The 12,249-nt window shown below is 33.7% G+C and carries 10 protein-coding genes; 4 read left to right on the top strand and 6 right to left on the bottom strand.

What is annotated here, in order from left to right; all coding sequences use genetic code 11:
* The first annotated feature begins 276 nt into the window (after positions 1-276).
* Positions 277-1,008, top strand: a complete 732-nt coding sequence (locus tag LS81_RS08255) for a carbonic anhydrase family protein (RefSeq protein ID WP_034346267.1) — start codon at positions 277-279, stop codon at positions 1,006-1,008.
* Positions 1,009-1,229: 221 nt separating this feature from the next.
* On the opposite strand, the gene LS81_RS08260 is transcribed toward LS81_RS08255, so the two are convergent.
* The 5 genes from LS81_RS08260 to ispF all read right to left on the bottom strand — a co-directional run bounded on the left by LS81_RS08260 (position 1,230) and on the right by ispF (position 6,392).
* The gene (locus tag LS81_RS08260; RefSeq protein WP_034346270.1) at positions 1,230-1,943 is read right to left on the bottom strand and encodes an outer membrane beta-barrel protein; all 714 of its coding nucleotides are present in this window, start codon (positions 1,941-1,943) and stop codon (positions 1,230-1,232) included.
* A gap of 214 nt (positions 1,944-2,157) precedes the next feature.
* Positions 2,158-2,697, bottom strand: coding sequence for a hypothetical protein (locus LS81_RS08265; RefSeq protein WP_034346273.1), 540 nt, complete (start codon positions 2,695-2,697; stop codon positions 2,158-2,160).
* An 11-nt stretch (positions 2,698-2,708) separates the two neighbouring features.
* Positions 2,709-3,896 carry a sulfate adenylyltransferase gene (locus LS81_RS08270; protein ID WP_034346276.1) on the bottom strand — a complete coding sequence of 396 codons (1,188 nt, stop codon included), beginning with the start codon at positions 3,894-3,896 and terminating at the stop codon, positions 2,709-2,711.
* Positions 3,874-4,749, bottom strand: coding sequence for a response regulator (locus tag LS81_RS08275; RefSeq protein WP_034317065.1), 876 nt, complete (start codon positions 4,747-4,749; stop codon positions 3,874-3,876). The genes LS81_RS08270 and LS81_RS08275 overlap by 23 nt, the downstream gene beginning before the upstream one ends.
* 179 nt (positions 4,750-4,928) lie before the next feature.
* Entirely contained in the window at positions 4,929-6,392 is a 1,464-nt protein-coding gene (gene ispF / locus LS81_RS08280) for a 2-C-methyl-D-erythritol 2,4-cyclodiphosphate synthase (RefSeq protein ID WP_034346279.1), read from the bottom strand.
* A 253-nt stretch (positions 6,393-6,645) separates the two neighbouring features.
* Between ispF and thiC the strand changes: the two genes are divergently transcribed.
* Positions 6,646-8,007, top strand: a complete 1,362-nt coding sequence (gene thiC / locus LS81_RS08285) for a phosphomethylpyrimidine synthase ThiC (protein ID WP_034317059.1) — start codon at positions 6,646-6,648, stop codon at positions 8,005-8,007.
* 405 nt (positions 8,008-8,412) lie between these two features.
* On the opposite strand, the gene LS81_RS08290 is transcribed toward thiC, so the two are convergent.
* Positions 8,413-9,225 carry a phosphatidylserine decarboxylase gene (locus LS81_RS08290; protein WP_034346282.1) on the bottom strand — a complete coding sequence of 271 codons (813 nt, stop codon included), beginning with the start codon at positions 9,223-9,225 and terminating at the stop codon, positions 8,413-8,415.
* Positions 9,226-9,410: 185 nt separating this feature from the next.
* Between LS81_RS08290 and LS81_RS08295 the strand changes: the two genes are divergently transcribed.
* Positions 9,411-10,085, top strand: coding sequence for a winged helix-turn-helix domain-containing protein (locus tag LS81_RS08295; RefSeq protein WP_034317053.1), 675 nt, complete (start codon positions 9,411-9,413; stop codon positions 10,083-10,085).
* A gap of 30 nt (positions 10,086-10,115) precedes the next feature.
* The gene (locus LS81_RS08300; RefSeq protein WP_233715848.1) at positions 10,116-11,954 is read left to right on the top strand and encodes a sensor histidine kinase; all 1,839 of its coding nucleotides are present in this window, start codon (positions 10,116-10,118) and stop codon (positions 11,952-11,954) included.
* Positions 11,955-12,249: the final 295 nt, after the last annotated feature.

Consider the following 12,249-nt stretch of genomic DNA (forward strand, 5'->3'; position numbering starts at 1 on the left):
TGGTATTTAAATGGAAGCTTAAGTGTGCAAAGCAGTGTGTTTGATAAAAACTTTGGCTTAGGTTTTAATGTTGGTGGAAGGGTTGTGTTTTAGGGGGAGCTATATAGTTGTGTTAAATAGGAGCGAATGCAAGGACAATGTAATTTGTTAGGTAAGTTAATTTTTATATAATGATGCCAATAGGCTTTGATTTTTAGAATCTATGTATGGCAAAAACTGAAACTTCTTTTTTAGAGCTTATAATTCTTCATAAGATTCTATATTCGAGGAGTATATATGAAGTATGGTGTCCTTGTATTAATTTTATCATTTATACAATTTACATATGCACAAAATAAGAAAGATTGGGGCTATAAAGATAGTGGTGCACCCCAATATTGGGCAAATATTAATCCGCTTTATTTGGGCTGCACAGAAGGTAACCAGCAGTCACCAATAAACATCATTACTAAGAATGTCAATAAAGGTGCGGCACATTTTGAACTTAAATATAGTGTAGCAAAAGGGGTAAATCTCATATTATCCCACAATACTTTCAAAATGGTGTATCCACAGGGGAATTTCTTGGAAATGAATGGTAATCGTTATCAACTCAAAGAAATATATTTTAAAACGCCAGGTGAAAATGCTATCGACTCGCTTCGTGGTATGCTCGAAGCACAACTCTTACACGAAGATTCTAAGGGGAATAAGGTTATACTTGCAGTCTTTTTTATAGAAGGGCGATCTAATCCTATTATCGATATGTTGGTGAAGAATTTACCAACACAACCTGACAAAGCAAACTTTATTGCTAACGTTGATGTTCATCAGTTGTTGCCAAGTGATCTTGCTTCTTATCAGTTTGATGGATCATTAACAATGCCACCATGCTCACAAGGTGTGCGTTGGATTGTGTTAAAACAGACAATGACTATAACACAAAGCCAAGTTGATTCCATGCGTGATATTACAGGAGTAAATTCGCGTCCCACACAAGAGATTTTTAATCGTTTGATTGTAAAATAATATGCTTTGCTTTAGTCTTGTGACTACAGTAGAATATGATGTTTAAAAAACTTGGCTTTATTGTATATGTAATTTAATCTAAAATTTTATAAATATTTGTACTCGCCCTAAGTCTATAGGTTTGAGCAAGAGAAGTTGGCTACCATCATTTAGGTGATGGTAAGCAATTGGCGTTGCAAAAAAGAGGGGTATTTGCAACACATCAACATGGGGATAAAATTTTAGAAAATGTAGGTATATCCTATCGTTGTGATAAGATTTCGTGTCGTAATGGTTTCAATATTTTGCGGATCAGCACTAGCTGGTACATACTTAACACCCAAGGTTGGTATTTTAAAGCCTAATTCAAAACGATGATGTCCATTTGCAGTGAGCATTAATCCAGCATTAATTGGCAGGATAAAGCCATTGCCCTCTGGTGTGATTGTGTTTGTTATAGTTCCATTTCCGCTGACCCTTGAAGTGCTACTCATTGTCATATATCCAAATCCAACACCCGCATATACACCAAATGAGAAAGTATCTGAGTTGAGGAAATTGAGCAACACGTCAATATTTCCACTAACAGTATGAGCTGAAATAAGTCTGCTATCATCTGTTGTTTGATTTTGTTCAGTTCTTTTTAGGTGGCTATGCGCGAATCCATAATTATAGTTCACATACCCACGCAAACCAAGGAAATTTGTAAACATATAATTGTATCCTAACTGCACACCCACATTAATATGATCTGGTGCGGTAGTGCTATTTTCTGTTGTGCTTTGTGTCCCTACCTCTGTTGTTATTGTTTTGTCAAAGCTTACTGTATATCCAGTATTAATCCCTACAAAAAAACCACTGCCACTACCACTACTATTGCCTTCATCAGCCACCATGAAGCTTGATGTACATGCCATTGCTGCTATAAGTGCTATCTTTCCAAACTTTTTACACATATTAAAACTCCTTTACGCTTAATATTTGATGGATGAGTGGAATTTTACCATATTCAAGGAAATTTAAGTAAAGATTGTAGATATTTTTTACAAAAATTATAATAATTGTTACTATAATACTCAACTATGCTTTCTGTGTGTAAGGACTACCAACAAATAAAAACGATTTGATGGCCCATAGACAAGTCTAGTCAGTATAATAAGTGTTAAGTTACTAGGAAAGTTTTATAGATGCATAATATAATAACATAACACTTGCCCCACTTAATATGCCATGTAATATTGCCCCTAAGATACTGCCTAGTATCTTATTGGGTTGTAGGTTGTAGAATCTACCGATTAGACTTGGTCTATAATAATCATAAATTCTTATGAAAATACATCCAAAAACTACTTGCATAATATATATTTGCCATGTTGTAAAAATAAATAAACATACACAAAAACAACTTATCATAAGTTGGACTATTGCTACATCATGTGCTATGAATGTTTGGGTGGGATTTGTGTGATTTGATTCTATCGTAGTTTGTGTATCACTAGATTCTGTTGTCTTTGAAGCCAAAGATTTAGAATCTATTTTTTGCATATTTTTATACAGATATACAGCTAAGAAAAGACTAAGCAATAATACAGTTTCTTTATTATGCAGAGCAATTGGATATATCATAACAAAGCCTAAGATATTTGCAACGAGTTTTTGCAACCATAAGGGTTTTATTCTATCAAGGATATAAAGGTGGAGTAATCTCATTGTATGCCTTATTAGTTGAGCGAAGTTGTTTGATAAAGCTGCATAAGCTTTAGGTAAAACTCTTCTTCGCCACTATTTTGTATAATCCCGCTTGATGGCAAAATATCATAATATAGCCTATCTAAATCTTTAAATCTATGTGGAAATAGTGATGAAAGAAGGATTGCAGAAATCTGTCGTCTTACAAGCATAGCAGGAGGTAAAAGTCCTAATCTAAAAAATTCGACAAAGGATTCTGCATTATAATTAATATGGTGATGATGTCCGTGCGGACAAGTATGAATTGAAACAAGCGTTTTGCACACATCGCAATACACATATTCTGGCAATATTTCTACATCAATGCGCATACCTGTTAGAGAATCAAAAATAGAATGCACCTCATTGTCTAAATAATACACAGATAAACCACGATTATTTTCACCAACCAGTAATTTATTGCAACCAAAGTTTCTTGCTACAATAGCATTCATAATCATGCGATTTTGCCCTGCGTATAGGTAGGTATCATCATGTGGAATAATGATAACTCTTTCTTTCATAAGGTAGTTATCTATCAGAAATTCCATACACTTTAAACGCAAACTATATTCAATCAAGTCACTTTTATGTGGTTTTAAGAGAAAAACTACAAGCAGATCACACTCTTCTAGGGCATCTCGCATAATTTTTTCATGGATTCTATGTAGTGGTGAGGCACTCATGACAATACCTGCGATGTTTTTGGCATTTAGAGTTGCTATACGTTGAGCTAATCTTTTTTTATGTTTTAGAATCTCATTGTTTGTAAGTGTGTATTTACCGCTGACACAGATTTCACCAATTCTAGATTCTACATCTTGTATGCGTTTGGAGGCAAAGTCTCCACCCATTATTTTATTTATCCGCTCTTGCCTATTAATGCTAAATACAGAATCTACGATAATACTACCAGATACTTCACCATCTGTGATAAGTTCGATTTTATCCCCTTTCTTTGCCTTTTGTAAGACCTCGTTATTGCGTCTTCCGCTGGGACTTAAAAGAAAAGGGCAGGGATAGCTTTGATCTTTGTAGATACCACTTGCATTAACTGCTTTCATCTGTGCTTCATTCATAAGATCTGTTACAGGATAAAGTAAGCCCTCTTGTGCTAAATCTAGAACTGAAATTGCTTCTTTATCGATATAGAGTTGCTTATTTTTTTCTTGAGATGCCATATTTTTTCCTTTTTTCCCACAAGCTTTTACGGCTCATGCCAAGTTTTTTTGCTAATTCTACATCAGGGTATCGCCCCTCAAATTTTGTAATAACAATACGCTCATATTCTTTGATAGAAAGAATTTCGCTACCAATTTCAAGATTATTTGCCATATTTGTAATATCCACGATATGCGGAAATGCTACTGTATCATCTGAAATCATAGAAATAATAAGGCGGTAATTTGCCATTTTGTCTAAAAAATCCTTTTTTTCTTGTTTTTTCAGATTTTCGCAATTTGTAATGTAATAGACTTTATTTTTTTGAAATTCATACTTATTCCATGCGATACTTTTAAGGCTTATAAACTCAAATCTTAACTTTCTCTCAATGGCATATTTCATTGCATAAATATCTGCACTGCGTTGTGAACTTGCCTTTATTAGAATTGGTGGATTATATTGAGGCAGAGTTGGTGTTTGTAGTTCGTTTTGTATGAAAGTGAAATAGTTTTTAAAAAATCTAATATCTTCTGCAAGTTCTTTAAAGCCTTTGTAATGTTCGATTTTTCTTACAAGCTCATCCATTATAAAAGGTTTAATAATATAATCCTGTGCTCCCATTTTAAGTGGCTTTGACACAGTATCATCACTAACATATGAGACCATGAGAATAATAATTGCATCTTTATGCGTCTCAATGATATCCCTATAATCTGCGGTACTTGTAGATAATAACACGATGTCATATCCTGTGCGATTTGTTGCTTCTTCCAATGACGAGGTGATAAATGATATATGCCCCCCATCTGCCAACTTACTTGCTATGCTTTGGGCTAAATAAGTTTCACTTTCAATAATCAAAACATTCATATATATCCTTTTTCTCAAAGTTCTAAACACTTTTCTTTGATAATAAGATTCCCTCTTGCTTTTTTTGCAAATTTTTCTTTCACTTGGAATCTTCCCTTAATGAAATCTTTTTCAAGTCAAATCCCTTTTCCTAATAAAGATTTCATCTAATAAAAACTTCCTCTGCAATGGAGATTCTTTCAATGGAATTTCCTTGCACGAAGTTGCACTATGCTATTTGCAAGCACCCCTTCTTTTCTCCCTATAAAGCCTAGGCTCTCGGCTGTGCTAGCTTTTATGTTAATACACATCTTTGGTAGATAAAGAATGTGAGCTAAGGTTTCTTGCATTTGTGCTTTATAAGGAGATATTCTTGGTGTTTGGGCTATGATTGTAACATCAAGATTTGTAATCTCCAATCCAACACTTAAACAATACTCATACACTTCTTTGAGTAAAATTTTAGAATCTATGTCTTTAAATTCTTCCTTATTATCTGGGAAAAGTTCACCTATATCGCCATAATTCATAGCACCCAATATAGAATCTATAATTGCGTGGATAGCTACATCGCCATCGCTATGAGCTTTAAAACCAAAGTGAGATTCTATTCTTACTCCACAAAGATACATATCTTTAGAGTCTATGAAACCATGTATATCGCTCCCATGCCCTATAAGCGTATCATGTCTAGTGTGTGCATTTGCATGATAAAGTTTTTTTAGTAGATGCAAATCATCATAATATGTAAGTTTTGCCATGTCTTTACTGCCAACAACAAAGCCTATTTTAGGAGATTTAAGGGCACATATAGCACTGCTTTCATCGCTAAAATCAACCCCTTTTGTAAAAGATTCTAGAATCTTTTTGGTTTTTGTGATTTGTGGAGTTTGAATAAGTTTTAAATTTTCTCTTGGTATAGCTGAATGTGTGTTCGTATAAGAATCATAATGAAGTGTAGTGTCGCTCACCTGCAGGTATGGAACAATGCAGTCAAAATCATCATTCATAAATAAAGATAATAAGTTGTGTAACACATGCTTTTTTGTATTGAATCTTGCACAATCATTTACAATTATGTGTGTGCTTTCTACATGCTGCACAGCATTTTTTAGTGATTGAAAGCGAGTATTGCCACCACAAACAATTTGAAGTGGGATTGCATAGGCTTTATTTTCTATCGTGAAGTAGAGGGTATTTGATATGAGTTTTTGCATATAAGAAATATCTTTTGGGGAAGCTGTGATAATTATTTTTTTTAATGGTGTTTGATTGTGTGAAAACCTTGTGAGATTTTGCGTATCGCTAGAGTGTTGTATGTTTGTAGGTGTATCTAAATTTGTTTCTGATTGTTTATTGTTACATTTTGTATCATGATCGTCTTTGCAATATGCTATATTGCTTGTTTGTTGTAGCGTATTACATATTTCTATAATCTGTGAAGCAAGATTTTGTGTTACAAAATACCATAAAGGTGTAGTTCCAAGCCTTAGCCATTGTTTTTTTGTAGATGGCTTATTAGTAGATTCTATAATTCTAGTTTCATTATGATGCAATGTATTATGTGAATCCATAGAGTTTATATGCGGTGTGTCTTTTATCATGCTATTGCAAAACCGCACAGAATCTCCAGCTGCCATAATAATAAGCGTTATATCTTTCATCACCTTTCCTTAGACCATAGGCACCTTAACAAAACTTCATTCATATGTCAATATCTCACAAATGTTGTCATATCTATTTTGCAATGATATGTGTTATTATATAATAATTTCTGTAAAGATTGTTACTATTTTATACAAAAACTCTATTTTATCGTTACTGGATTCAAAATAATATTGAGATATGGGTAAAATCACACAAGTTTGCACTACACTTAAAACTGAAATTGTTTTGATATTTACACTAAGGATTTGCATGAGTGAGAATTTACGAAATACATGGATAGAGAAAAGATCAAATGATAGAATAAGGACGCAGCTTTATTATGCAAAAAGGGGCATTATTACAGAGGAAATGCGATATGTTGCAAATGTTGAGAATCTAAGCCCAGAACTGATTAGAAAAGAGGTGGCAAGAGGTAGACTTATTATTCCTGCAAATATTAATCACAAGAATCTTGAGCCTATGGGCATAGGTGTTGCTTTAAAAACAAAAATTAATTCAAATATTGGTTCATCTCAAATTGTAGAGGATATTGATGAAGAAGTAACAAAGCTTAAAACTTCGATCAAATATGGTGCAGACACGGTTATGGATTTATCTACAGGTGGTGATTTAGATAAGATTAGAGAAGCCATTATTGAAGCATCGAGCGTACCTATTGGAACTGTGCCTATGTATCAGATTTTACATGATGTAAAAAATGATGTGTTAAAGCTTGATATTGAAACCATGTTGGGCGTATTGAGGAAACAAGCAGAGCAGGGTGTGAGCTATTTTACCATTCATTGCGGCTTTTTATTAGCACATATGCCTGCAGTGTCAAAACGCAAAATGGGTATAGTTTCACGCGGTGGTAGCCTTATGGCGAGCTGGATGTTGCATTATCACAAAGAGAATCCATTTTATGAGTATTTTGATGAGATTTTAAAAATCTGCCAAGAGTATGATGTGTCTTTATCATTAGGGGATTCTTTACGACCAGGTTGTCTAGCTGATGCAAGCGATGAGGCACAATTTGCTGAATTAAAAGTATTAGGAGAATTAGCAAGAAGAGCGTATGATGCTGATGTGCAAGTAATGATTGAGGGTCCAGGGCATGTTCCGCTTAATCAAATAGAGCGAAATGTGGAGTTACAAAAGGAATATTGTAATGAGGCACCATTTTATGTGCTAGGACCACTTGTTACAGATATTGCTGCAGGATATGATCATATCGCAAGTGCAATTGGTGCATGTGTCGCTGCATGGAAAGGCGTAGCTATGCTGTGCTATGTAACACCAAAAGAGCATTTAGGATTACCTAATGCTAATGATGTAAGAGAGGGTATTATCGCATACAAAATTGCAGCACATGCAGCAGATATTGCAAGAGGGCGAATTGGTGCGAGAGATAGAGATGATGCCATGAGTGATGCAAGATATAGCTTTGATTGGAATAGGCAGTTTGAGCTTGCCCTAGATGGTGAGAGAGCACAAGAATATCATGATGAAGCATTGCCACAGGAAGTCTTTAAAGACGCGGAGTTTTGTTCTATGTGCGGACCAAAGTTCTGTAGCTATAAGATTACTCAAGATATTTTCAAAAATTATAAGGAAGAAAAAATATCTCAATGATATTTTACTTCATTGTATTGCACATCAAGAGGTTATCTAAACGTTGAATAATTAGGCTACACCTCTTTTGATAGTTTTGTTTGCTTTAACAAGAATGGGTTTATATACTCTGCTGTGTAGCCTCTTAACAGAGATACAATGAGGTATGTCAAAGTTTAAGCCTAATTGTTATAATAAAGACTTTATGAAAATTAAAAAGTTAGATTCTTGCTGCGTGGTAAATGATTGTTTGTTATAGATATGTAGGACAATGCTTATTATTTTTAATGGGCATTGTTTGTTTGTTTTTCAAGTTGTTTCATAGAATGCGTGTGCAATAAACTAAGAAAACTAAATCCGAAATAAAAAAGAAATATAAGTCCCACTCATGAGCTCTGTGGCTACAGAAAGTGCGATATAAAATACCTACTCCATAGATTCTTTTGCATGAGATTCTAATGTACCAATTTGCTCACCCATTTTTACAACATCACCTGATTTCACTTTCCAGTTTGCTTGTGCAATTAACACGATAGTAGAACCCATTTCAAAAAATCCTATTTCATCACCAGCCTCCAACACAATGGGTTTTTCATAGGTGTAAGTACAATCACCATATTTTGCATTTGTTTGTATTCGCTTGTCAAACAGGAACTGCATTTTGCCAACATTTAATGCACCAACAGCGACATAATACATAATGCTTTGATTATACTTGCAACGCATTTTTAGCACAACTCGCTCGTTTTGTATAAATAAATTCTCATTTTTGTGTAGACTTGCAAAATTTACCGGTAAAAGTTTTCCAGTGAAATATTTTGCCTCCAGAATCTCTAAATCACATGGAGCATGATAGTGATGATAATCTCTTGGCGATAAATAAAGATTTAAAAAACTATATTTATTTAAATCATGAGTTATACCAAGCAAGTCATTTACTCTGTAACTTTTACCCTTAATTTGTAAAGCACTTTGTTGTGTAATGGAGCCTGATTCTGTGATGAGAGAATCTGTAGGGCTAATGAGATTAAAGGGTGTTGTGTGCAATATTCTAGGTTTTACTAGATTGCGTGTAAAAAGTGCATTTAATGTTGGATAAGATTCTAAACTCTCAAATTCATCAAGATTGATTTTAAAATAATCTATGTAAAATCGATTGATTGCATATTGCATACCTTTTGGGAATCTTGTATGGGCAAATCGCCCAAATATACGAGAAATAACATTGGTTGATAACACGAATATCCTTCAAAAGAAATAGAATCATAATTATAACATATACATAAGAACCTCAACTATATTTTAGATTCTGCTTTGTTTAGCAGTGAGGTATTAACCTAATATGACTTTCAAATAACATCGCTTCATGTATGACCAAAGAAAACTAGCTATAATAAAATCATATTATTTTGGAGTGATAAGGAATGATTTTTATTTTAGAAGATGAACATGCTATAAGGGAGCTTATTGAGTATACTTTAAACACACACTCTTTGGAATCAAAAGGTTTTGCAACACCATCGGCTTTTTTTGAAACGTTAAATAAATTAAATGATGAGTGCTTACCTGAACTCATTTTGCTTGACATGATGTTGCCAGAACAAGATGGCATAGAAGTCTTAAAGATTCTTAAGAAAAAGCAATCAACAAAGCATATACCAGTCATTCTTTTAACTGCAAAAAGCAGTGAGCTTGATAAGGTTTATGGGTTAAATATGGGTGCGGATGATTATGTAACAAAGCCTTTTGGCGTGCTTGAATTACTTGCAAGAATTAATGCTTTATTGAGAAGAACTCGCGGGTTGTCATCTGATGAATATAGTTTTCAAGAAATTACCCTCAATCCAAAGACTCGCATAGTTAGTGCAAATGGAGTGCCTATTAACTTAACCTACAAGGAATTTGAGATGCTTGCACTATTCCTTGCTAATCCACATCTAGTATTTACAAGAGAACAACTTTTAGAATCAATATGGGGGAGCGAATTTCAAACACGCACAGTTGATGTGCATATAAATACTTTACGCACAAAGCTTGGCGAATATGGTAAATATATCCAAACCGTGCGTGGTGTTGGTTATAAAATTGCTCATGCATAGTAAAGCTGGTTTATAGTAAGGTGATTTGGCTTGAGGCAAAGGATTTTTTGGACTATTTTTATTGTATGTTTTGGGTGGGTATTGCTCGGACTTTTGACAAGTTTTTTATTTTTTACCAGCTATTATGAAAAAGAAATTATTTCACATTTAAAGCAAAATAGTCATTATATTGAAGTAGGGCTAAAGCAGCAAGGCATTTCTTATTTATCAAGTATTAATACCACATATCGTATAAGCATTATTGATTCTCTTGGTAATGTTGTATATGATAATTTGGCACCTCTGGATTCACTTGATAATCATGCAGACAGAATAGAGTTTAAAGAAAGTATAAAACATGGCATGGCACAAAGTTATCGCTATTCAGAGAGTATGCAACATGAAATGCTTTATTATGCCCTAAAAATTATGTTGCCAACAACTTTTATGGACGCAAATAATGACATTCTAGATACCAAAGATATGCAGACCTATGTTTTACGTATAGCAAGTCCTCATAAAAATATATTCTTGCTTCTCTGTGATACTTTGCCCTATATTAGTCTTATCTTGTTTGCATGTTTGATAGTTAGTTTTATACTTGCAAGAAGCATTGCGCATTTTATTACTTCGCCATTAAATGCACTGCGTTTAGAAAATCCACTTGGAATAAAAAGTTATGAGGAGCTCTTGCCGCTTTTGCATAAAGTTGATGAGCAAAATCGCTTAATAGATGTTCAAATCAAGCAATTACAAGTAGATAAAGACACTTTCAATACAATTACACAAAATATGGATGATGGATTTTTGCTCCTTGATTCTAAAGGTGATATTTTGTCATTCAATAAGAGCTCTATGAAATTTTTTGGTGTATTGCATGAGGGTATGAATATAGCGGTCCTAGATACACATTATAAAAAATGGTTTGAAATTGCAATGCAGGGATCAAAACATACAGAAGTCATTGAGCATAATGATTGCACCTATCAAGTCATTGTGGAATCTGTATTTAATTCTGCTAAGCCACACGATGATGATATGGATAGCAATCATGATGCAAAGTTTGATAGATCGCAAGATTTAGAGAGTTTAGATTCTATGTTGACTACGTGTATTACAGAATCTAAAATGCAAAATAGCAATTTAGATTCCACAAAAAATATACGCAATAGTGCAGTCCCAATTGGTGTAGCAATAATTCTTCTTGATATTACAGAAAAGGCACAAAGAGAACAATTAAGACGCGAATTCAGTGCAAATGTATCCCATGAATTAAAGACACCACTTACAAGTATTCTAGCAGTGCTTGAGATGTTGCAAAACAATATTATAAAACAAGAAGATATCCCAAAGTTTCTTGGTAATATGCATAAAGAGGCAAAACGCCTCATGGCATTAATTGAGGATATTATTATCCTAAATGAACTTGATAATGATTATACATTTACGCCATTTTCGCTTTCAATGCAGAATCTTTGTGAGATTGTCCTTGCCATGTTTAAAGATTCTATCGCACAAAAGCATCTATATTGCACAATACGAGGTGATGATTTTTTGGTTATGGGCGAACAGCGACTGCTTCTTGCCATGCTTTCTCACCTTTGTGAAAATGCTATCAAATACAATAAAGATAAGGGAAATATAGAGCTAACCCTTAATGCGACACACAAAACCTTATGTATCAAAGATAGTGGTATTGGTATACCAGAAATGTATCATGAGAGGGTTTTTGAGCGATTTTTTTGTGTTGATAAAAGCCATTCAAATATGATAAATGGTACAGGGCTTGGTTTAAGCATAGTCAAACATGTAGCACATTTGCATAATGCAAGGATTGAGCTTAAAAGTACGCTTGATGTAGGCACTACCATTACTCTTTGGTTTGACTAGACGCTACTTTGCATTATCCTTTGCTTGTTTCCACTTGGTTATCTTATTTTGCTTAGCAATTTTATAATTACTTGGAAATGCTTGTTTTATAGTTATTGTGATTGTGTTGATTTTATAAAGATTAGATTCTATGTATTGCTTGAATTAAGAGGTTAGATAAAGTAGAATCTAAGATGATTGGTTAAATGTGTCTTAGTATGATAAGATATTATTAATTATGATATGACAATAGAATTCAAGAATATAAGCAGATGCACCTATGTGTTATGTGTAAAATTATAAGTGTTTTATTTGA

Origin of the sequence: Helicobacter trogontum (assembly GCF_000765905.2) — a bacterium.
GTDB classification, from domain to species: Bacteria; Campylobacterota; Campylobacteria; order Campylobacterales; family Helicobacteraceae; genus Helicobacter_A; species Helicobacter_A trogontum.